Source organism: Bradyrhizobium sp. BR14999, assembly GCF_056106085.1.
In genome coordinates this window covers 4,627,333-4,647,691 of sequence record NZ_CM148536.1, presented here as the reverse complement: position 1 = coordinate 4,647,691, position 20,359 = coordinate 4,627,333, and the positions used below count along the sequence as shown (strand labels likewise).

Genomic DNA, 20,359 nt, shown 5'->3' with positions numbered 1-20,359 from the left:
CCGTCCGACCAACCCGGGGCACTCCGCGCGGTTCCCATAGCTCTACTGGCGCACCATCTCCTGGGGCAGATCGAAGCGCGCGATGCGCTGGTCGAGCCGCCACAGCTCGATGCGATGCAGCAGCACGAGCGCGGCGGCTTCGCGCTTGGCCTGCTCGTCATTGTCGCAGACGAGATTGACGCATCCGAACACACGCCCGTCCGGCTCGATCTGGAACGCGCGATAGTGCTTCATGCTTCCCATCTTCATTGTCCTCGTCGTGGGTAGACGGGTGCGCTCAGCCAGTCGGTCAAGTTCGAGGTCACTTCGTTCTGCTTGGCGCGCTGCAGCAGCATCTCGCGTTCCTTGCCCGGCGGCAGGCTGCGCGCGCGCTCGCGGGCGTTTTCGGCGAATGTCGTCAACCGCTGCTGGAGCGATTGGGTCTGTTTCCTGCGGTTACGTTTGGCGGTCATCGTATTTTCACGAGCAATTCGGATGGATGGAAATTGCCGGCTGAGGGCGGCCCAACCGGCAGATTGTAGATTCCGCCGCATCAGCCGGTTCCGGCATTTCAATAAGTTAAGTGCGTGATTTTACGCGCCGCCAGGATGCGCAGCGGGTTGCCAGCGCCCTTTCGATTGCGCCGGAACCGAAATGCTGATGCTGCACGCTCCAACCGCGGCTGCATTAGTCCGGCGGCTGCAGGCCCGGCGACCTCAGCCACTCACTCATCTGAGACCCTGTTTCCGCCTGCCGCGCCTTGCGCAACATCTCGTCGCGTGCAGCGCCGGGCGGAAGCGATTTGGCCTCTTCGCGCAGCCGCTCCGCCTCGGCCGCCAACCGGATTTCCAGAGGATCCGTATGCTTGAATCGATGCCGCATCGACATCAGGCGTTCTCCTTGTTTCTGGGCGGAGCGCGCCATTGCGTTCTCGTCACTGCTCTTCACTGCAGTGGGAGACCAACGTGCCCGATCGGGAGCGGTTGCGTCGCTGACATGGAAAGTTGACGCGTTTCCAGCCGCCCTCAACACAAGCGCACCGCCAGAGAGACGTGCCGGTCTTGGTCAGTACGACTTACATATGCTGCCGGTACGCTCTGGTGGGAAGAGCTACGAGCTTTTCCCCGGAGACAAAGCGAAGATTAAAACGAAGATTAACCTGGTTGGTGGTCGAAAGCGGAGGGATCGATCATGATCCAGAAATGACAGACACCCTGTTCGCACGCGCTCAACTGGCACTCGAAGAAAACGGCGAAATTCGAAAGCAGCGCCACCTTCTTCGGACGCAGTTCGACGATGTGCGCGAGAAGCTTCGACTGTCGATCTACGAAAGCGCAAGCGTCCGCTCCGAGATCAAGGCACGTCAGGACAATGAGGGGCGATGCTCGCCCCGGCGGACAACGTAGCGAGCCCTCGCCTCCCATCCCACCTCACCAGCGCCGCTGCCGCCGGCACCCGAAGCAGCACCTGACGCCAATCTCTGGTCATCCACGCCGATACAGGTGCAGATAGCTCGGCGAGAACAGGGCCGCGTCCTTGAGCGCGGCGAGATCGTTGATGGTGAGCGTCCGCTCGCGCAGCACGATCAGGCCGGACGCGCGCAGCTCCTGCACGGTTCGATTGAGATGAACCACGGACAGGCCGGTGGCATCGGCGAGATCCATCTGCGTCACCGGCATGATGCAGGAATTGCCCTCGATCATGCCGACAGGACGAAGCCGCTCGAAGATCTCGCAGAACAGATGCGCGACGCGCTCCAGCGCGACGCGGCGGCCGAGATTGATGGCCCATTCGCGCTGGATCGCGTTGTTGACGAGTGTCTCGCACCAGAATGCTTCCGCAAGCGACCGGTCGCCCGCGATCAGGCTCTCGAAACGCGCGCGCTTGATTTCAGCGTAGACCACCGGCGTCAGCGTCGCGATGGAATGGTCCATGACCGCGAGCAGATACGCATGCGCGTCGCAGCTCTCGCCCGGGAAGATGAAGTTGACGATCTGGCGTCTTCCGTCCTCGAGCGTCTTATAGCGGCAGAGCCAGCCCGACAGCACGACCCGGACGCTGTCGACGGGATCCCCTTCCGAGATCAGGTCCTCGCTGGAGCCGGCGCGCTGCAACCCTTCGAGCATCGCATAGTCAAGCGCGGCGCGTGCCTCTGCCGACAACGGCCTCAACGCGTTCAGCCGGCGAGCGGCCGGCTCCAACAGGCTGCGATCGGCGATCGACAAGGACATCAGTCAGCCAATGACGGCGTGTGGAAAGTGCGCTTGCTCAAGGGAATGATGATCGTGCATTGCAGCCCCCCGGGATTGAATGCCATCGTGGTCTGGCCCTTGAACTCGAAGGCCAGCGTGCGCTCGAGAAGCTCGGTGCCAAAACCTTTTCGCGGCGGCGGCACCACTTGCGGCCCACCCCGCTCCCGCCATTCGAACACCAGCCGCTTGGGTTCGGTGCTTTCATCGACGCGCCATGAGACCTCGATACGGCCTGTCGGCTGGCTCAACGCGCCATATTTCAGCGCATTCGTCGCAAGCTCGTGGAGCGCGAGCGCGAAAGTCTCCGCGGCCTTGGGCTGGAAGCGCACCTTGGGACCGGACACCCGCATCTGCTCGCCTTCGCGGGCGTTATAAGCGAGGAGCTCCTCCACCACGAGAAATTCGAGGTCGACGCCGCCTTCGGGATCGCGGGTCACCAGCGCCTGGGTGCGGGCGAAGGCGTTCAGCCGGCCGTCGAGATGCGAGGCGTAGTCCTCGACGGTGGAGCTCGACTCCGCCGAGCGACGGGCGATCGAGCGCACCACGCCGAGCGTGTTGCGGACGCGATGCTGAAGCTCGGCCAGCAGCAGGCGCTGCCGCTCCTCGGCCCGGGTGATCGCGGTGACGTCGATGAAGGTGATGACGACGCCTGCGATGAAATTGTCGATGCTGCGATAGGGCAGGATGCGGACGATGTAGCGTGTGCCGCTGTCGGGCGCGCTCAGCTCGCGCTCTACGCTCGCCAGCGTCCGCAGCACGCGGCGAATGTCGTCGTAGAGCTCCTCGATCGGGATGCGCGCCTTGATGTGGGCGATCGGGCGGCCCGTATCGGTCTCGACCAGATGCAGAACCTGCGTGATCGCCGGCGTGAAATTCATCACGCGCAAATCGTTGTCGAGGAATACGGTCGCAATCTGCGTGCTCTCGAGGAAATTCTTGAGGTCGCTGGTGGCGCGGGTCAACTCCTGAACGCGATGCGCCAGCTCGCCATTGACGGTGGTCAGTTCCTCGTTGACCGACTGCAATTCCTCGCGCGAGGTTTCGAGCTCCTCGTTCGCGGACTGAAGCTCCTCGTTGAGCGACTGGTATTCCTCGTTCGAGGACTTCAGCTCCTCGTTGGTGCTTTCGAGCTCCTCGATGGTCGCCTGCAGGCGCTCCCGCGTCGCGCGCAGCTCGCTTTCGAGCCTCTCAACATGCTCGGTGCGCACGAGGGCGTTGGGATTGCTCTGGTTGGTCTCGATCGCGCGGATGGGGCCGTCCTTGAACAGAACGACGAAATTACGGTGGCCGCCGCCGCCCTCCTGGATCGGCTCGACGGTGACGTCGACCAGGACACGGTGGCCGTTCACGCCGAGCTGCACTTGCTCGGCATGGGCAGGCTCGTTGGTCTCCGCCGCACGGCTCAGCGCGGTGCGGAGTTCCAGGCGGAGATCGCGGTGCACGAGCTGGAGCAGGTCGAGCGTGGCGGTGCCCGCCGTCGGCTCGATGTAGCGGCCGGTGCGACCGGAGAAGTGCAGGATCTGGAAATTGTCATCGGTGATGACGTAGGCCGGCGCATAGCGCTCCGCGATGCGCTGGGCGCGGCGCTCCAGGCCTACGTCGGGGCCGAAGGAGCGCACCGGCGGCACTTCGACCGGCGCCCTGCCCGCCGCGGTCGTGATCGGAAATTCCGGCGGCAGCCGCGTTCCGGTCTCCAGCTTCTTGAAGATGCGGGCGCGGCGATCGATCGGCGCAAACAGTTTCGGATGCCGCGTCACGTTCTCGGAATTGCCGAGGAAGAGAAAGCGGTCCGGCAGCAGCGCGAAATGAAAGAGCGGGATCACGCGGTTCTGCAATTCGGCATTGAGATAGATGAGAAGGTTCCGGCAGGAGACGAGGTCGAGCTTGGAGAACGGCGCGTCCTTGATGACGTTGTGCTGCGAGAAGATGCACATCTCGCGCAGCTCCTTGACCACGCAATAGGTGTCGCCCTCGCGCACGAACCAGCGCGCCAGGCGCTCGCTGGTCATGTCGGCCTCGATGCTGGTGCGATAACGGCCGACGCGCGCGGCCGCCAGCGCGCGGCCGTCAATGTCGGTGGCGAAGATCTGCACCTGCGGCACCGAATCCATCCGCGCCATGTATTCGCGTAGGAGAATGCCGATCGAGTAAGCCTCCTCGCCGGTGGCGCAGCCGAGCACCCAGACCCGAACCTGCTGACCCGCGCCCTTGCCCTCGAATATCTTCGGAATGATCTGGGTCTCCAGCACCTCGAATTCGCGCTTGTCGCGGAAGAACTCAGTGACGCCGATCAGGAGGTCGTTGAAGAGGTGCTGCGCCTCATCCTTGTCGTTGCGCAGCAAATCGACATAGGCCGGAATACCGTCGATCTGGACCACCTGCATGCGGCGCTGCACGCGGCGCAGGAAGGTGTTCTGCTTGTAACCGTGGAAATCATTGCCGGTCTTGTTGCGCAGGATGTCGGCGATGCGCGACAGCGAGGTCGCGGCCGCGGCCAGCACCTCGTCGAAGCCCTGCTTCTCATCCAGGCGCCTCAGATGACGGGCGTAGACCTGGATGTGCTCGGGGATCTCCTCCGGCGGCAGTACATAGTCGGCAATCGCGGCAGGCGTGTTGCCGTCGAGCAGGTGCTCGGCCGTGTTCGGGCCCGCGGCTTTCTCTGCGATGGCGAGACCACCGTGGTCCTTCAACGTCGCGGCGCCGAGCGTGCCGTCTCCGCCGGTGCCGGCGAGGATGACGCCGATGGATTGCTCGGCACGTTCTTCGGCCAGCGACACCAGGAAGCTGTCGATCGTGGCGCGCTCGCCGGGCGCCTGCTCGGCTTTGCGGATCGCGAACCGATCGCCCTGAATCGTGGTGATCATCGCCAGCGGGCACAGATAGATCGTGCCGCCCTCGATCGCATGACCGTCACGGATGTCGGCAACCTTGGCGCCGTTGGATCCCTGCACGATCCGGCGCAGCCGTGGCTCGTCGAACAACTCGTGATGCTGAAGTGCCAGCACGATCGCCTGATCTGCGCCGATGATCAGCTTGCCAAAGAAGCGCTCGATGCTGTCCAGGGCGCCGGGTGAGGCGCCGACGCCGATGATCAGCGGGGCCTTGATCTGGCGCTCTCCATCGACTGGTCGGTCGCCGACTTCCTTCATGGCTCTGGTAGCTCTCTTTCGCTGACCGGGACCAATGGGCGCCCGGCTCCTGCAAATAGCAGAAATCGATATTACCCCAACAGATCAAAGGCAAAAATGTCCCGAAGCCCCTTTTCGATTCCTGGCCCGAGCGTTGTCAGCCCCGGCCGGAAGGTCCATACTCGGCGGGTAGCGCAGGAACGCGCGATGCAAATCTCCGAGGAACTCGCGACCCTGATCGGGCGCGCCGAGCGCGCCGCCGCGACCACACGCCGCCTGCTCGCCGAGAACGACCGCTGGCGCCGCCGCGTGGAGCGACAGCTCGACTACATGTTCGAGCTCAGTGCAGAATTCAGGAGACCGGCAATCAGCCACCCGCCGGCTAACCCGCCTCGACCTGCTGCCGGAGGTAAGTAACGCGCTGCTCGATCAAGACGCGGTGGCGCTCCCATTCGGCCAGGGTCTCCTTGAGCAGGTCAACCAGCCGTTCTGCCTGCCGCGTATCGTGGCCTTCCGCCATCAGCTCACGCACGCGATCTTCCTGATCGCGGATGCGCTGCGAGCCCTGCTCGATGTCCCGATCGGCCTTCACCAGCAGGCGCTGCTCGGTACGGAGCTGCTCGGTCCATTCGGCAAGGGAGTTGGCCATGGCAGAGCCCTCAAGCCTCCCGCTTATGAACCGGAGGATCGAGCGATTTTAGCACGACGCGCCGGATCATATCGGCATATTCGCGGTATTCGGCCGCCCTGGCTTCGTACATCTCGGCGACCGCAGGCCGGCCGCTGCGCCGGCCGTCGGCGGCCATGCGGTGCACCAGTTCCGCCCGTTCCTCGATGATGCGGAGCGCAACCCGCAAGGCTTCATCGACCCGCCCTTCCTGCTCCTTGGCGAGAACATCCGCGGTGAAGGCGTGACCAACCTGGCAGCGGAAACGCATTGGGCGACCTTCCTTGACCTCGGAAAGCACTCCCCCGCAGGCCGGGCATGTGAGGGCAACGGGATCGGCAACCGACACGAGATTGTCGCTGCCGATCCGCTCACCGGCCGCAATCTCGACCTCGAGCCTGATCTCGGGCGGGATCGGCAGCGGGACTCCGGCCTGCTCCTTGACCAACTCGGAGAGAACGTCGCCCATGGTTGCGCCGGGAACGCAGAGATCGATGGTGGTCGCCTCCATGGCGCGCCGCGGCATTTCATCGGAAATTGCGTCCATGGGGTCCTGCACCACCGTCATCCCGCCGCAGCGCTTGATGGCGTTGAGGCCGGCGGCGCCGTCCGACAAGAGGCCGCTCAGGAGCACGCCGATCACGCGCGGACCGTGATAGAGGGCGGCGGAGCGGAACAGGGCATCGATCGCCGGCCGCACCAGGTTCTCGCGCGGCCCCCGCCCAAGGAAAATGTGATCCCCGGACAGCAGCAGGTGGTGGTCGGGCGCGGCGAGATAAATCTGGCCGGGCTCGATCTTCATGCCGTTTTTGGCCTGCCGCACCGGAAGCGGGCCGGCATTGTTGGCGACCGTGGATAGGATCCCGATGCCCTGCGCAGGAATGTGCAGGACGACAAAGATCGCGGCCGGCAAGTCTGCCGGCAGGCGGCCCAGAATCTGCTTCAAGGGCTGGGTGGCGCCGGCCGAGCCCCCGATGACGATGATGTCGCGGTTGCTCATGGAACCCGCCTCGGATTGCGTCGTTTGGACCAAGGCGGTCCTCCGCCTTATGTTCCAATCGTATCGATGGGCTCCCGGGAGGGGATCATGTCAGTTTCGCCCGCGTCGTCTCTTGCAGGTACGCCGCTGACGGGGCGCCGCATTCTGGTGGTCGAGGACGAATATTTTCTCGCCGACGACATCGGCAATGCCCTGCGCAAGCTCGGCGCAGAGATTGCCGGTCCCGTCGGTCACATCGAGGATGCCGTCGCGATGCTGCACAATGGCGGCGTTCTGGATGCCGCGGTGCTCGACGTAAACATCCGGACCCAGATGATCTTTCCGATTGCCAGGGAGCTCAGGGCGCGCGATGTGCCCTTCGTGTTCACGACGGGGTACGAGAAAATCAGCATCGAGCCGGAATTCCAGGACGTGCCGCTCTGGGAGAAGCCGATCGATATCGTGGCCATGGCACGGAATCTGGCTGGGCTCGTCGGCGACCGGCGTGCATGACGCGCAGCGCGGCGCGTCTTCCTAACCACTCCTCGCAACAGAGAGCGACGTTCAATGATCTATGCACCTGATCCCGCCGTCGACAAGCAACTCCTGAGCCATTCGCAGGAGCTGGTGCGCGAGGCCCTGGCACTGCTGCGCAGCAGCGATCATCTCGTGAGCGCTCAGCGCCTGCGCGAGGAGCTGGAGCAAAAGCGCCGCAAGCCGCCCCGCCGGGACAGGCAGCATCCGGACAAGACCGCTGCCTCGGAAGATCGCAGCCGACAACGATCAGAACAAATGCGCGAAGGCGATCCAGGCGGTCACCGCCAGGCACAGGATAGCTCCGGCGTAAGGTAGCGCGACGCGCAAGACAGGACCCTTCCCGGCCGTTAGCCCATCATCATCCAGATGATCGCTCCCATCATCACCAGGAAACCCGTAATCGCGGTCGCGACAAAGGCTTGTTCAATGCGATCCATCGTCATCGCAGCCCCCTTTCCAGCCGGCATAGTCTGGCCGCTCCGGATGACCCGTGCATTAGGCTATGTGAATCGGCCGCCGCACTTCGTCGGAATGCCTGGCGAATCTACTCCCGCCAGAACTCCGCCAGCTCCTCCGCGGTGACGAGGTCGACCTGGCCGTGAAAGCGGGTGCGGTACATCGTCATGAGCGCGTCGTGCCCGACGTCGGACGAGCTGCACAGCGCGTCCTCGACGATGACGACCCTGAAGCCGAGATCGACGGCGCTCAGAACCGTCGACAGCACGCAGACATCCGTCTCGGCCCCGGTGATCACCACCGTGCCGACGTTCTTTCCGATCAGCAGGCTTGCAAGACCCGGATTGCTGAACGCGGAATAGGCCGGCTTGTCGATGACGGCAGCCGGCGGAACGAACCCGGCCAAGGCCGGCACGAGTTCGAGACCGGATGGCGGAAGATGTTTTCGCGTCGCCTGGTGCCAACGCTGGAAATAGCTCTGCCACTGGCCCGGACGGTCTTCCGGATCCTGCGGCGTGATGAAGCGCGTGAAGATCGTTCTGGCCGGATGGCGCGCCGCAATCGAGGCGATCGTCGGCAGGACGCGCTCCATCCAGGGTGTCGCCCAGAGCCCGCCAGGGGCGAAAATGTTCTGCATGTCGATGCAGAGGTGAACGCCATCCCTGATCTCGGCAATCTCCGACGCACTGTCCCTCATGTCCTCCACCATCAGGCGCTCGGCCACGCCGTCAGTCGGGCATCTTCGCGGCGAATTCAGCGACGGCAATGCACTCCCGTGAACAGGGCCGCACGGCGCCGCACTGATCAGCGCCAAGCCTTCTCGTTCTTCTGTTCGTAGTCCTTCAAAGCCTTCTCGAGGCCGCCACGCGCCTCCTCGAATTCACAGGCGAGGCCATGAAGGATTAGGACTGGCTGATCCGACCGATATCAATTATCGAAAGCCGATAAGTGTGCAGTCGGAATCGGATCAAACGTCCGTGACCAATCTGAATTCATCAACCGATGCCTCTACCGGAGTCCGATCCAGCGCCGGCTCGCCGCTGGAGGTCCTGCGGATCTTCCTGAAGCTCGGACTGACCTGCTTCGGCGGTCCGATCGCGCACATCGGCTACTTCCGCGACGAGTTCGTCGTACGACGGAAGTGGATCGACGAGCACGCCTACGCCGATCTGGTCGGGCTGTGCCAATTCCTGCCGGGCCCGGCCAGCAGCCAAGTCGGCTTCTCGATCGGCCTGATGCGGGCCGGATATCTCGGGGCGCTCGCCGCCTGGACCGGCTTCACGCTGCCTTCCGCCGCGGCGCTCATCCTGTTCGCCTACGGCGCCGGCGTGTTGAGCGGACCGCTTGGCGGCGGCCTGCTGCACGGATTGAAGTTGACGGCCGTCGCCATCGTGGCGCAGGCGGTCTGGGGCATGGCGCGCAACCTCTGTCCCGACCGCGAGCGCGCCTCGATCGCGGTGGTGGCGGCGCTCATCATCCTCTTCAGCACGTCGTCGGTCGCGCAGATCGGAGCGATCGTCCTCGGCGGGCTGATCGGACTGTGGCTGTGCCGCAGCGAGGCGCCGGCCCCGTCCGGACATGTCGAGATGCCAGTATCGCGGACCGTGGGCCTGATCACGCTCGGGATGTTCATCGTTCTGCTGGTGGGGCTTCCCGCGCTGCGCGGCCTAACGGGATCATCGGGCATCGCCCTGTTCGATGCCTTCTATCGTTCGGGCGCGCTCGTCTTCGGCGGCGGCCATGTCGTGCTCCCGCTGCTGCGCGAAGCATTCGTCGCGCCGGGCTGGTTGAGCGACGACGCATTCCTCGCCGGCTATGGTGCCGCCCAGGCCGTCCCCGGCCCGCTCTTCACCTTCGCGGGCTATCTGGGCACGGTGGTTTCTGCCGAGCCGCATGGGCTCGCGGGCGCGGCGCTCGGCCTCGTCGGCATCTTCCTGCCGGGGATGCTGGTGCTGCTCGGAGCCTTGCCATTCTGGGATTCGTTCCGCAAGCGCGCCGGCGCCCAGGCCATGATGCGGGGTGTCAACGCCGCGGTCGTCGGCGTCTTGGGGGCAGCACTCTACGATCCGGTCTGGACCGCGACCGTGCATTCGCCACGGGACTTCGGCATCGCGCTCGTCGGCTTTGTCCTGCTGGTCGCCTGGCGCGCTCCTCCGCTCATCGTCGTCGCGTTCAGCGCCGCTGCGGGTGCAGCGATGGCGCTGGTCTGATTGCTCTCCCTTCAAGCCCGTATCGAGCCAGGCCACGCGATGATTTGCCCTGACATCACAAGGCCGTTGCGCCCACTCTCCTTGGCGGCATAGAGCGCCTTATCCGCAGCCGCTATCAATGACGCGCAATCCGCCTTGTCGGTCAGCGCCACATGCGTTGCGCCGCCAATACTCACCGTGACTTGCTTGGACGGCGGGTTGAACGCGTGCAGGATGCCGAGTTCCTGGATCGCTTGCCGAATTTGCTCGCCGACCTGCTTGCACCCTCCTGCATCAGTATTCGGTAACAGCAAGGCGAATTCCTCACCACCATACCGGGCCGCCACGTCTGCCGGGCGTCTGGCCTGCTCCGCCAGGACCCTGGCGATTGAGCGAAGACACGCGTCGCCGGCCTGATGCCCGTACTGATCGTTGAAGCTCTTGAAATGATCGACGTCGATCAGCAACAGCGATAAAGGCGCTCCTTCGCGTCTGGCCCGATCCCATTCCGCCGCCAGCCGCTCGTCGAAGTGCCTGCGGTTTGCCAATGACGTCAGGCCATCCGAAATCGCGAGAGCCGACAGCTTATCCTCGAGATCCTTATGTTCGGTCATGTCGCGCGAGATCGCCACCACGCCGTTGATGTCCCCGCTCTGCGCGCTCCTGGTGACGCGCAGCGCAGTTTCGATCCAGACCTCGATCTTTTCGCGATGACGGGTGCGATATGCAATTCTCGCCTCTTCGGCCTCGCCGTTCATCAACGCGGAGATCGTTTGCTCAACCCGTGCCAGGTCCGCGGGATTTATCCCGGCGAGAGCTGACGTATTCACCAACTCGTTCGGAGCCCAGCCAAGAACCTGGGCGCTGGACGGCGACGCATAGAGGATCTGCCTATCGATCGCGATGCGCATCACCATATCGCCCGACTGCTCTGCAAGGAGGCGAAAATCCGCCTCCTTGGCGACCAGAGCTGCGGCCATCTTTTGCCGCTGGTGCAGCTGATGCACCAGCAAGAGTCCCGCAACCGCCAGCCCTCCTGCCAGTCCCAGCACTGCAGCCATGCGCCCCAGAGCGGCTCTGCGCCAGGGGGCCAAGACGTCGTCTTCGGATTCCGTGGCAACCACGAGAACAGGATAGCGACTGCTCCGTTGATAAAAGCTCAGACGCCGAACCCCGTCGAGAGGCGACGTGAAGTAGTAGGCGCCCGCAACCGGCCGCTCGCGGAGGCTCCTAAAAAGCGGGGCGCCAGACAGATCGCGGCCTGTGTATCCGTTGTCCGGGCTACGTGCGAGGACAATGCCGTCTGCGGCCGCCAACGCAACTGAACCATTCTGGCCAACGTCGAACCCGCTATAAAACTGAAGAAAGTAGTCAACGTTGATTGTCGTGAGGGCGACGCCGGCAAAACTGCCGTCAGGATGATTGAAGCGTCTCGACGCGGTGATGATCCATTGCCCGCCTGATCAACTCCTCACCGGATGTCCAATGAAGGTTCCCCGGTCAGCCACGGCACGATGATGCTGGAAATAGTCGCGGTCGCTGTTGTTGAGGCTGGCGAAGTCAACGGACTCGCTGGTAGCGAGCCAGCGTCCGGTCTCGTCATAGATGAACACCGCCCGAATTCGATTCGCGGCCTTGCGCCGGGAAAGGAAGGTCTGAATCTTGGCAATTGCCGCAGGGCCAGTTCCCTCCAGTTCGAGCTGGCCAACCAGCACGTTCAGAACGGTGTCCGTGAGCTCGAAGGTGTCGTCCGCGTGCTGCGTCAGCGATCGGGCCAGATTGGCCATGTCGGTCTCGGAGCTCTTCAACGTCGCCTGCCGAGAGGACCACTCCCGCCAGCCGCTGACTGCGACAATCGCCACGCAGGCGACCGCCACAAATACGGATGCCCAGAACGTCAAACGCCCTTGGCGAAAATCGCTGCGATGATCGGACAAGAGATGTTTCCTCTACCCTGAGACCCCAGGACGATTCGGGCTATGACAGGCTTGCCCATTTCCGGTTGAGGTTTGTGGCAGAACATGGAAGTTGGCTGACCGCATCGAGAGCCGGTTTGTGCGATCGACAGCTCGCGGAGGTCGATGAGCACAGGGATCAACAACATCAGCTTAGCCGATGGCTTGGAGTACCGAGCCGCCGACCCGGCTAAGGAAAGGTTCTGGTGAAACTCGTCGGATGCAGGCTTCGAGCTCCGGCGAGATGTGCCAAATCGCCGATCCGCGGTTGAGGCCGGATGACCAGGCTCTCGGCCGGCAGACGCTCAGCCGGCGAAGGCGCCGCGGGTTTCGCGCCACTTGTCTCAAGCTGAGGCAACGGCGCGGCCATTGACCAGATGCTCTTGAGCATCGTCCTGTTCACCGACCATGCGATAACACTGTTCTCCTTCAAGCGGGCGACGGTAAAGAGCTTGCGGATCAACAGGTCTCGTTCGAGCGACTGCGGCAATTTGAACTGCACCCCGACGAGCTGACCCCTTTGCTGCGCGATCATCGCGTCGACCCAGCCCACCTGCATGATGTGTACGCGCAGCGGTTCTCCGCTACGAGGACAGTCGATGCCGGAATCGAGCAGGACGCCGGCGCCGGAAAGAGAGATGTTGCTCATGCGCCCGGAAAGCAGCTCACCGGTCTCAGTATGGATCAAGACTGATTCGTCGACATCGAAGCGTTCCTCGGAACGCCCCATCCGCGCCTGTAGCGAGGTCATGCAGACGAAGAACAGCACGACGATGTTCACGACCGACCAGAAGGCGACCATCGGCAAAGCGGCCGGATGATCGATGATCCGCCATTCCGGGATGGTGTTCAGAACGAGGCCGACAACCGTCAACGCCATCAGGGCCGCCGACGGCCAGAATATCTCCGCGGCATAGCTTGCGCACCGCGCGGCGGCTCCCTTGGGCGTCACCCTGAACGCATGCCCCTTCGGCCTGACGAGAGTGCCGAGCACCGTCGGTAGAATCTTGAAGCTCTGGATGGTCGCCGACACCTGAGCAGCGAGTGGAAAATGCGCGTGCGGCGCGAACCAGGAGATACCGCCGTTGAGCGCCAGGATCGCCGGGAACAAGTAATAGAAGACCGACTCAGGGGTGACGTCGACCACAGGCGCGAGGCCGGTCCACATGAACACGATCGGAACCAGCACGACCATGAGCGCCCGCAAGCCCAGTGAGAGCCAATGCGTCGGAAAGAAGAGGAGCCGATGCATCAAGCTCAGCCCGGGGCCGAGCGGGCCGGCGGCGAGATACAGGGTCTGAATCGCACCACGCGCCCAGCGTTGCCGTTGCACAAAAAAGGCGCCAAGGCTTTCCGGTGCCAATCCAATTGCCAGCGGTTCGCAAAGATAACGGGTGACGTATCCTTTGCGCAGCAGGACCAGCGTCAGCAGGATGTCTTCCGTAATGGACTGGGTCGGCAAGGAATCGCCTACCGCGCGGAGTGCTGCACGACGCGTGACGGAGTTGGATCCACAACAAAACGCACCATCCCAGCCGTCGCGCGCGGGCATGATGGAATCGAAGAAGAACCGTTGTTCGTCCGGCAGTCCCCTGTGCAGGCCGAGATTCGCCTGCATCGGGTCCTCATTGTAGAAGGCGTGCGGGATCTGAACGATTCCGATCTTTGGATCGGCGAAGAAGCCTATTGTGCGCATCAGGAAATTGCGCTGCGGCACGAAGTCCGCGTCGAAGATCGCGAAGAACTCGCCATGCGTCATCGTCAGCGCATGATTGATATTGCCAGCTTTCGCATTCACATTGTCGGAACGAGTGAGATACCCGGCACCCTTGCGCTCGCAGAGTTCCTTGAGCCAGGGCCTGCGACCATCATCCAGGACCCAGACCTGGAAGTTTGGATAGTCCAGACATAGTGCGCCCGTGATCGTCTTTTCCAGCACCTCGAACGGCTCGTCATAGGTCGGAATGAAGACGTCGACCGAGGCCAGCTCATCCTCCGGCAGGCCGCGAAGCCGACGTTCGTGCTGATCTGCCTCGCTGCGGCGATCGGTCCTGCGAAGGAAGGTCAGATAGAGAATGAACTGATCCGTGAAAGTCAGGAGCTCAACGAAGAGACAGAGCCAGATCCAGCCGACCTGATACCAGGTCCCGCTTGCCGGCAGCACTGTGGTGAAGATCCGCCATTCGAGATAGCGGGCAACGACAAGCCAAACCGCGATGAAAATCGCGACACGCGCCCAAAGGCGCGCGACTGCAAAGGTCGGCGCCAACAGGTACATCGCCGCAAAGACGCCCAGCATCGGCGCGAACAGCTGAGCGAAAGACAGAGTCATGACCTGCACGGAATTTCTCGCTCACAGGGACGACTGGTCGAGGTCCAACCGAGCGGTCAGCCATTTCAGCTTCGAGCTGACCAATCGAAGCAGGCCGTCGGAGCTGCGCTCGAAGCGCACTTCGGCCAGCCGTCCGATGTCGCAGGAGCCGTTGTGGTCGGCCGCCGTCTCGTTAGGCGGCAACGAGATCTCAACAGTAATGTTGCCCGGATCAGGTCGCGGCACCCGAGCCGCGAGCAGTCGATCATCGGCGTACGCCGCCGAGCCGCGAACTTGCCGGATCTGGCCGGTCTTCCACTCTCGACTCCCGATCAGGCGGACAGTCGCCGCATCTCCAGGCTTGATCTTCTCGAAATCGCGCTCTGGCAGTTCAACAACGATGAATCGGCGTTCGCAATCTGCAAAATCAAAGACCGATTGCCCTTCCGTGACCATCGAGCCCGGGCTGGCCGCGACCGACCAGACCACATGGGCTGCAGGCAACGACAGATCGTAGTGTTGAAGGCGATCAAGTCGAGCGCGCTCCTCTGCAATTTCCGCGGCCAGCTGCGCGGAACGTGAGCTGTTTTGCAACAGGTCCGTCTCGAGCTCCTGGCGACGGAGAACAAGCCGCTCGCGCTGTTGCTGAGAATAGGGCACGTCATTGGCATCGCCACGAAGATAGATGCCCTTCTCGGCCGCCGCCAACTCGGTCTTGAAGCGCTGCAGGCGTTCATCGGCCATCTGGCACCGCGTTGCGGTTGCCTCCTGGGAAGCCTGGGCCTCGGAAGAACGGATCTGTGAACTGATGCCGAGCTTGACGAGCTTCTCCATCCGGCCCGCGACATCGTTCCGCTGCCGCGCCTCGGCGAGACAGCCACCTCTTTCAGCCTCCGTTTCTCCGATCTCGTGGCTGAGGCGTGCGACCGCTCCCAAACGATAGTCCTCGCTGCGCTCGCGGAGCTTGCGATCGAGCTCGGCGATCTCCTCGAGTTGCCGACCTGCGAGCTCTGCGCGCTTGCTAGACACGGCAAGCTGCTGATCGAGGTCCATGAGGTGCCGGCGATCCGGCGAACGCGCCTCGACCAGCGACACCACCCGGTTGCGCTGGAAATATTCACCTTTGCGTGGAAGATCAGGCGCGAGCTGACCCGCGATCGGTGCAGTCACGCGCATGAGCTCGGCGTTGACAAAGGCGGACGGAGCGATTCTGTAGGTCACATACGGCAACAGGGCCCATCCGCTCAGAGTGATGATGCCGAGCGCCAGGGATCGTCGGACAGTTCGGCTACGAATGAAGCGTTCGACATGCAAGCGGACCACGACTGGATCTCCAATGGGCTTTGGTCGCTGCGCCTGCCTCAGCAAAGGCAGGCCAATCGACGCGGCCCGCCCAGCATTGTCATGAAGTCTGCGTGTGAGGCACTGAGCATTCCGGCAGCATTGCTGCTAGCCGAAATCAGCTTCATCGCAATCGCAAACTCGTCTTCGCAACCAAGAGAAGTGTATCTAGCTTTCACCACACCAGGTTAATTTGTGTCAAAACCGGAAGACTACGGCCCGAACCGAAATCAAGATGCGGCTTGAAGTCGGCGTGCCATTGGCGGCGAGCTCGTTCGCTTGAACGCGCGAAGCTGTCTTGCCTAGAGGGGCAAAAGATTAGGTGCAGTTCGGGCCTACAGGTGCTTTTCAAGCCGGGTGCCAGCGCGCCGTAATTCCCCGTTCACGCCAGCCTACCCTGACAAGGCCATCGCCAACCGTTCACCTACAGCGGGCAGCTCGTTGCTTCGCGTTCAATGGAAACCTGCGGATGTAGGGCAGCAGCAGCAGCGCGATCCGCCCACGCTCACGACTTTCAAGCGCTCAGAACCAGTGGGATGACGGTGCGGTATTTTCCGGCGGAAGATGCGACTGGTGGTTCGGGGGCCAACTCAACAGACACCTGACCAAGCCCATGCTCGTTCAATAGCTTGGTCAATTCGGAATGCACCGCCCGCCAAACCCGGTTTGGGTCAGCGTCGGCTGCGGGATGGAGCCGAACGCGCAATTGTGTTGGCGCAGTCTGCACGATCTGAAGCAACTCCACGCCGGGTACATGATCTATCTCAAGCGCGAGCGATGGCACTGTGACTTTCTCGCCGCGTTCGGTTGGAAACGTGAGGATATCGGCAGCGCGGCCCCGCACGCGGATCGCCGGAAGCGGGTTGCCGCAAGGACAGGGATCAGGTCGTTGCAGGATCCGGTCGCCGAGATCGTAGCGGAGGATCGGCTGCACGCGATTGGCGAGGTTACTCACGAGGACCGTATGCGACTCCTCACCGGGCGGCACCGGCCGATAGCTCGCATCGACGGGTTCGAGGATCGCCCAATCGCTGTTGACGTGATGCCAACCGTGTTCACAGCCGATCGCCATGAACAGGCATTCCGTCGCGACGTAAATAGTCCGGACCTTGGCGTGGAATGCCCTTGCGATCCGGTCGTATCCGTCCGACGAAAGCCCTTCCGAAGTCGGAAGAACCAGCGCCGGCCGAATATGCAGGCGACCGGCATCCTGCTCGGCGGCCAAGAGTGCCATGACGCTGGCGTATCCGATGAGCAGAGCCGGGCAGAGCCGATTGAGTTCGGCGACCTGATTCTGCAACGGCGCCTGTGCCGGGAGCGCCCGGAATCGTCGGGCCGGCCATTTTGTGCGGATCGCAGCAAAGCTGGTTGCGCCGATGTAATGGCCCCCCATCGCCAGCACCGACGCCGCGCCACCGCCGCGAACGAGGAGACGAAACATGTCGCTGGCGCCAAGCGCGCCGATCATCATGCGCAGCGAAAAAGCGAGTGTGACCGTCCAATTGTGCTTGTCCAACAGGAATATTCCAGGTGTCCCGGTAGTGCCCGAGGTGGTTGCCACCGAATATTTGCCAAGGAGGCGTTGCCCGATCAGCTCAGGGTTATCGACGAACGCTCGCACTGCCGCGAAACTAACCTCGCGGTCGGTGACCCAGTCGTCAAAATAACGCATCAGCTCTTGCTTATTGGTCACCGGCAGCACAGACGAACTCTCAATCCGCTCCGGTAGACCCTGATAGAGCTCGCGATAATAAGGCGAGTTGGCGCGAGCGAAGGCGACGGCCTCGCCGAGCCGCGCGCGTTGTCGCTGCGCGATAGCGTTGAGACCCTGCCTCCTTGCGCGGTGCGCATCGAGCAATACCGATGAGATGCTTTCGCTCATGATAAGCTCACATTGGCATGGTGCACGCGGCTCAAGCGCCATCGCGTCGCACCACCGCGCAAGAGGCTCGCGAAGGGTTACAGGATCATCAGACGAAAATGGCCTATCAACAACTGCGCCCGAGTCGCGGACGCAAGCGCTTGCGCCGCGTGGGGCGCGGAGGTTGATGCTCGCTTTCTCTGGCCGCAAGGACGCTGGCACTGTTGGCGCTGGCCCCGTCGGGCACTGGCACTGTCGGCCTGCTCCTGTAGCGCTCGTGGTGCGAGAGACCGTCTCGATCAACCCACCCTTGATGTAGACCCGCGCAGACAGCGGACCCAACTCACGACTAGGTGAAGGGCGAATCTGGATAGGGCGTGGCCCGCCCGACCGGACAACGGGCGCTGGCGCCGCGCCCTATCGCATCCGAACGGACGGGACGCCAGGCGGCCGCCGGATGACGCCAATGTGCATTCGTTGGATGCGCGTGCGGATCAGGCGTGCGCCTTCCCAAAGGTCGACGTCATGATCATCAGCGAGCTGCTTGGCTCGTTCACTTGCCGTTTTTTCGTCGGCGCAATGGAGTTCGACGCGAAGCTGAATGTGGCCGTCCGCCCTCAGGAAATTAGGCGCGATAATCTCCTCCAAAACGTCAGTTCCGAAGTTGAAACTCGAAGGAACTTACAACAATATCAGTGCACTGTCCGTTCGATTAGGACAATACTCCCATTCTGCCGAGGCGCTGGCGTCACTCGCGGATGCGCGGCTCTTTAAATTCACCCGGGGTCGGAACGCGCTGAGCAGGCGCACGTTCGCTCTGACACAATCCTTTCGTAAGGAGTAAGCGCCATGAAGTTGCTTATAAGTGCCGTCGCCCTTCTGCTGACGGTTCTGTCTTCAGCGGTGTTGGCGCAAACGACCAAACCCGACGTCTCCGGTGCTCCGAGCGCACAGAGCTCCGGCGCAGGAATACCGGGTCAACCGGGAAACAAGAGCGGTCCTGCCGTCAAGCCTGGAGAGACCGTTGGTTCTAGCTCGACGACGAACCAGGAGAACCCGACGGTTCGGATGCAGGACCCGTCGAACATTAAGGGACTGCCGGGCAATAAGAGCGGCCCGCCTGCTAAGCAGCCCTCGCGCCAGTGAATGGAAAGATCGGACTATCGCAAGCAGCATTGAGGTTCGCACCGAAAGACCGCGGGCCGGCGTTGCGGTCACGATCAGGCCGCAGCTTTGCGGGTGAAATCGGCTTTCATCCGGCAGTCCACGGCAACGCCTCCCACGATCGCGGCCTTGATGCATCCCTTCGCGGTTGCGGGCGCGATCGGAGCGATCGGAGCGATCGCCAGCAGTAAAGAGGCGAGAACCTGAACTGTGCCCTCATCTGGCGGCTCGCGTCGTGAAGCACACGACTGCCAGCGCGACGACTATCGCCAAGAGGATGACTCCGGCCGGCGTTTCGGTCAGCGTGCCGCTCCGGCTACCGTCCAAAAGGTTGAGCTTCATGAGGCACATGGTCTAGGCATCAACCACCCTCGTATGGGTTCGTTCCTGGCGTTAGGTCACCGCTCGAAGCTTCAATGTCGCGGCAAAGGGCTAATCCTGTCGAGCTCGGGCTTGGGCTTCCTCCTGCAAAGCCCTCATTAAGGTGCCCGTTCATCCTCCTGGCTGCGCACCGACCTTTCCGACGAAAGCTCCAGCCACTATAAGCGCGCCGTCGGCGATCGTCAGCGGAAGCGCGGCTAAGCGTCGAGGCGCCGGCCCAACGGATTTGGTTGCCAAGCACGCTCCGGTGGCGAGAGCCGTCAGGAGAAGCGAACGTCGCTTTTGGTCAGGACAGTGCATCGCCTCGAACTCCATAGCGATCTGGGAAGCCGACGGTCGAAGCTTAGCGTCGTGAGACCGCCGAAAAGAAGGCACGAAGACGTGCCGTTCGGGCTGATCCGATCTACGCTTCTTGCTCCCTCATATGGCCTGCCAAATTGCCAAGTACGCCGACGGCGAGCACCCTACCTGATGGGGCCTTCGAATGCCTGAGAGAACCTTGCATTACGCCATAGGAACCTTTCGGGGCCGATGTCGTTTGCTCCACCCTAGGGGGACGCAGGCTCCCCGTTAGACGGATTGCCGTCCAAGCTCTGCGCACGGCTCGCTTCCGAGGCGATTGCGCATGGACGAAACACAATTCTCTACCCCTCCCTATTCACGATGCAGGCGCGACTGCGGTCCGCACAGCGGCCGTCCGTTGGGGCGCGCCGCACAACCACCCAGCTTGAGGAGAGCGGGATGACAAAGAACTCGTCACGCGAGTGCGGTCCTTCAATGACCGTCCTACTGCAACAGCTTCCGACGCAGCGGCGGGCGGCCCAACCAAACAAGGCTGCGATGCCATCGCGCCGAGATCTGATGAGCACGATCGGTTGCGCCGCTCTGTTGACGGGCAGCGCCTTCTTCAGTGCGCAAGCACAGCAAAAGATCAGCAAATCGGAGGCCAAATATCAGGATAAGGCGAACGGCAATCAGCGTTGTCAATTGTGCCAGTTCTTCCAGGCTCCGAACCAGTGCCAGTTGGTTGAGGGTGGAATTAGCCCCAACGGTTGGTGCGAGCGCTTCGCGGCGAAGACGTAATCTCGTGCGCATTCGAGGATGCTCGCCGAGGAAGAGTGAGAGCCTTGTGGCCTCCGCGTTCGGTCGGCGCTCGACT

At 62.7% G+C, this 20,359-nt stretch carries 18 protein-coding genes and 2 pseudogenes; 7 read left to right on the top strand and 13 right to left on the bottom strand.

What is annotated here, in order from left to right; genetic code table 11:
• Window positions 1-42 precede the first annotated feature (42 nt).
• The 3 genes from ACR9YP_RS21550 to ACR9YP_RS21540 all read right to left on the bottom strand — a co-directional run bounded on the left by ACR9YP_RS21550 (window position 43) and on the right by ACR9YP_RS21540 (window position 867).
• Complete coding sequence (locus tag ACR9YP_RS21550) at window positions 43-243, bottom strand: hypothetical protein (RefSeq protein WP_438107718.1); 201 nt, start codon at window positions 241-243, stop codon at window positions 43-45.
• 2 nt (window positions 244-245) lie between these two features.
• Window positions 246-452, bottom strand: coding sequence for a hypothetical protein (locus tag ACR9YP_RS21545; protein ID WP_438107717.1), 207 nt, complete (start codon window positions 450-452; stop codon window positions 246-248).
• A 214-nt stretch (window positions 453-666) separates the two neighbouring features.
• Window positions 667-867 carry a hypothetical protein gene (locus ACR9YP_RS21540; RefSeq protein WP_370986049.1) on the bottom strand — a complete coding sequence of 67 codons (201 nt, stop codon included), beginning with the start codon at window positions 865-867 and terminating at the stop codon, window positions 667-669.
• Between the two features lie 314 nt (window positions 868-1,181).
• Here ACR9YP_RS21540 and ACR9YP_RS21535 point away from each other — a divergent pair, with 314 nt between their 5' ends.
• Window positions 1,182-1,385, top strand: coding sequence for a hypothetical protein (locus ACR9YP_RS21535; protein WP_438107716.1), 204 nt, complete (start codon window positions 1,182-1,184; stop codon window positions 1,383-1,385).
• A gap of 78 nt (window positions 1,386-1,463) precedes the next feature.
• Here the strand turns inward: ACR9YP_RS21535 and ACR9YP_RS21530 are convergent, their stop codons facing one another.
• Window positions 1,464-2,210, bottom strand: a complete 747-nt coding sequence (locus ACR9YP_RS21530; RefSeq protein WP_438107715.1) for a Crp/Fnr family transcriptional regulator — start codon at window positions 2,208-2,210, stop codon at window positions 1,464-1,466.
• Complete coding sequence (locus ACR9YP_RS21525; protein WP_474217013.1) at window positions 2,210-5,380, bottom strand: CheR family methyltransferase; 3,171 nt, start codon at window positions 5,378-5,380, stop codon at window positions 2,210-2,212. Before ACR9YP_RS21525 ends, ACR9YP_RS21530 begins: the two co-directional genes overlap by 1 nt.
• A 186-nt stretch (window positions 5,381-5,566) precedes the next feature.
• On the opposite strand from ACR9YP_RS21525, the gene ACR9YP_RS21520 reads away from it, so the two are divergent.
• Window positions 5,567-5,776, top strand: a complete 210-nt coding sequence (locus ACR9YP_RS21520) for a hypothetical protein (protein ID WP_370985798.1) — start codon at window positions 5,567-5,569, stop codon at window positions 5,774-5,776.
• Here the strand turns inward: ACR9YP_RS21520 and ACR9YP_RS21515 are convergent.
• Window positions 5,742-6,008: a hypothetical protein gene (locus tag ACR9YP_RS21515; RefSeq protein ID WP_438107714.1), complete on the bottom strand. Its 267-nt coding sequence runs from the start codon at window positions 6,006-6,008 to the stop codon at window positions 5,742-5,744. The genes ACR9YP_RS21520 and ACR9YP_RS21515 overlap by 35 nt on opposite strands.
• A gap of 10 nt (window positions 6,009-6,018) precedes the next feature.
• A complete protein-coding gene (locus ACR9YP_RS21510) occupies window positions 6,019-7,026 on the bottom strand; it encodes a chemotaxis protein CheB (protein ID WP_474217012.1) in 1,008 nt (335 codons plus the stop codon).
• A gap of 87 nt (window positions 7,027-7,113) precedes the next feature.
• Between ACR9YP_RS21510 and ACR9YP_RS21505 the strand changes: the two genes are divergently transcribed.
• Both ACR9YP_RS21505 and ACR9YP_RS21500 read left to right on the top strand, forming a co-directional pair.
• The gene (locus ACR9YP_RS21505) at window positions 7,114-7,518 is read left to right on the top strand and encodes a response regulator (protein WP_128943331.1); all 405 of its coding nucleotides are present in this window, start codon (window positions 7,114-7,116) and stop codon (window positions 7,516-7,518) included.
• A 54-nt stretch (window positions 7,519-7,572) separates the two neighbouring features.
• Window positions 7,573-7,857 carry a hypothetical protein gene (locus ACR9YP_RS21500; RefSeq protein WP_438107711.1) on the top strand — a complete coding sequence of 95 codons (285 nt, stop codon included), beginning with the start codon at window positions 7,573-7,575 and terminating at the stop codon, window positions 7,855-7,857.
• 229 nt (window positions 7,858-8,086) lie between these two features.
• Here ACR9YP_RS21500 and ACR9YP_RS21495 read toward each other — a convergent pair whose 3' ends face one another.
• Window positions 8,087-8,695 carry a cysteine hydrolase family protein gene (locus ACR9YP_RS21495; protein WP_438110700.1) on the bottom strand — a complete coding sequence of 203 codons (609 nt, stop codon included), beginning with the start codon at window positions 8,693-8,695 and terminating at the stop codon, window positions 8,087-8,089.
• 280 nt (window positions 8,696-8,975) lie between these two features.
• On the opposite strand from ACR9YP_RS21495, the gene chrA reads away from it, so the two are divergent.
• Window positions 8,976-10,208: a chromate efflux transporter gene (gene chrA / locus ACR9YP_RS21490; RefSeq protein ID WP_438107710.1), complete on the top strand. Its 1,233-nt coding sequence runs from the start codon at window positions 8,976-8,978 to the stop codon at window positions 10,206-10,208.
• 11 nt (window positions 10,209-10,219) lie between these two features.
• On the opposite strand, the pseudogene ACR9YP_RS21485 reads toward chrA, so the two are convergent.
• The 4 genes and pseudogenes from ACR9YP_RS21485 to ACR9YP_RS21470 all read right to left on the bottom strand — a co-directional run bounded on the left by ACR9YP_RS21485 (window position 10,220) and on the right by ACR9YP_RS21470 (window position 17,676).
• Window positions 10,220-12,124, bottom strand: a pseudogene (locus ACR9YP_RS21485) (sensor domain-containing diguanylate cyclase).
• A gap of 208 nt (window positions 12,125-12,332) precedes the next feature.
• Window positions 12,333-14,420, bottom strand: a complete 2,088-nt coding sequence (locus tag ACR9YP_RS21480) for a glycosyltransferase (protein WP_474221099.1) — start codon at window positions 14,418-14,420, stop codon at window positions 12,333-12,335.
• Window positions 14,421-14,495: 75 nt separating this feature from the next.
• Window positions 14,496-15,776, bottom strand: a complete 1,281-nt coding sequence (locus tag ACR9YP_RS21475; RefSeq protein WP_474217011.1) for an HlyD family secretion protein — start codon at window positions 15,774-15,776, stop codon at window positions 14,496-14,498.
• A 532-nt stretch (window positions 15,777-16,308) separates the two neighbouring features.
• On the bottom strand, window positions 16,309-17,676 hold the full coding sequence (locus ACR9YP_RS21470; protein WP_474217010.1) for a phenylacetate--CoA ligase family protein: 1,368 nt from the start codon (window positions 17,674-17,676) through the stop codon (window positions 16,309-16,311).
• An 828-nt stretch (window positions 17,677-18,504) separates the two neighbouring features.
• On the opposite strand from ACR9YP_RS21470, the gene ACR9YP_RS21465 reads away from it, so the two are divergent.
• Window positions 18,505-18,801, top strand: coding sequence for a hypothetical protein (locus ACR9YP_RS21465; protein ID WP_128943328.1), 297 nt, complete (start codon window positions 18,505-18,507; stop codon window positions 18,799-18,801).
• A 510-nt stretch (window positions 18,802-19,311) separates the two neighbouring features.
• On the opposite strand, the pseudogene ACR9YP_RS21460 reads toward ACR9YP_RS21465, so the two are convergent.
• Window positions 19,312-19,419: pseudogene (locus ACR9YP_RS21460) on the bottom strand (2Fe-2S ferredoxin); the annotation flags it as partial.
• Between the two features lie 522 nt (window positions 19,420-19,941).
• On the opposite strand from ACR9YP_RS21460, the gene ACR9YP_RS21455 reads away from it, so the two are divergent.
• Complete coding sequence (locus ACR9YP_RS21455) at window positions 19,942-20,283, top strand: high-potential iron-sulfur protein (RefSeq protein WP_438107704.1); 342 nt, start codon at window positions 19,942-19,944, stop codon at window positions 20,281-20,283.
• The last annotated feature ends 76 nt before the right edge of the window (window positions 20,284-20,359 follow it).

What these genes read in the sequence shown, in the direction of transcription:
- ACR9YP_RS21550 (WP_438107718.1), bottom strand. Translation starts at nt 243, where the DNA reads ATGGGAAGCATGAAGCACTATCGCGCGTTCCAGATCGAGCCGGACGGG.
- ACR9YP_RS21545 (WP_438107717.1), bottom strand. Translation starts at nt 452, where the DNA reads ATGACCGCCAAACGTAACCGCAGGAAACAGACCCAATCGCTCCAGCAG.
- ACR9YP_RS21540 (WP_370986049.1), bottom strand. Translation starts at nt 867, where the DNA reads ATGTCGATGCGGCATCGATTCAAGCATACGGATCCTCTGGAAATCCGG.
- ACR9YP_RS21535 (WP_438107716.1), top strand. Translation starts at nt 1,182, where the DNA reads ATGACAGACACCCTGTTCGCACGCGCTCAACTGGCACTCGAAGAAAAC.
- ACR9YP_RS21530 (WP_438107715.1), bottom strand. Translation starts at nt 2,210, where the DNA reads ATGTCCTTGTCGATCGCCGATCGCAGCCTGTTGGAGCCGGCCGCTCGC.
- ACR9YP_RS21525 (WP_474217013.1), bottom strand. Translation starts at nt 5,380, where the DNA reads ATGAAGGAAGTCGGCGACCGACCAGTCGATGGAGAGCGCCAGATCAAG.
- ACR9YP_RS21520 (WP_370985798.1), top strand. Translation starts at nt 5,567, where the DNA reads ATGCAAATCTCCGAGGAACTCGCGACCCTGATCGGGCGCGCCGAGCGC.
- ACR9YP_RS21515 (WP_438107714.1), bottom strand. Translation starts at nt 6,008, where the DNA reads ATGGCCAACTCCCTTGCCGAATGGACCGAGCAGCTCCGTACCGAGCAG.
- ACR9YP_RS21510 (WP_474217012.1), bottom strand. Translation starts at nt 7,026, where the DNA reads ATGAGCAACCGCGACATCATCGTCATCGGGGGCTCGGCCGGCGCCACC.
- ACR9YP_RS21505 (WP_128943331.1), top strand. Translation starts at nt 7,114, where the DNA reads ATGTCAGTTTCGCCCGCGTCGTCTCTTGCAGGTACGCCGCTGACGGGG.
- ACR9YP_RS21500 (WP_438107711.1), top strand. Translation starts at nt 7,573, where the DNA reads ATGATCTATGCACCTGATCCCGCCGTCGACAAGCAACTCCTGAGCCAT.
- ACR9YP_RS21495 (WP_438110700.1), bottom strand. Translation starts at nt 8,695, where the DNA reads ATGAGGGACAGTGCGTCGGAGATTGCCGAGATCAGGGATGGCGTTCAC.
- ACR9YP_RS21480 (WP_474221099.1), bottom strand. Translation starts at nt 14,420, where the DNA reads ATGTACCTGTTGGCGCCGACCTTTGCAGTCGCGCGCCTTTGGGCGCGT.
- ACR9YP_RS21470 (WP_474217010.1), bottom strand. Translation starts at nt 17,676, where the DNA reads ATGAGCGAAAGCATCTCATCGGTATTGCTCGATGCGCACCGCGCAAGG.
- ACR9YP_RS21465 (WP_128943328.1), top strand. Translation starts at nt 18,505, where the DNA reads ATGAAGTTGCTTATAAGTGCCGTCGCCCTTCTGCTGACGGTTCTGTCT.
- ACR9YP_RS21455 (WP_438107704.1), top strand. Translation starts at nt 19,942, where the DNA reads ATGACAAAGAACTCGTCACGCGAGTGCGGTCCTTCAATGACCGTCCTA.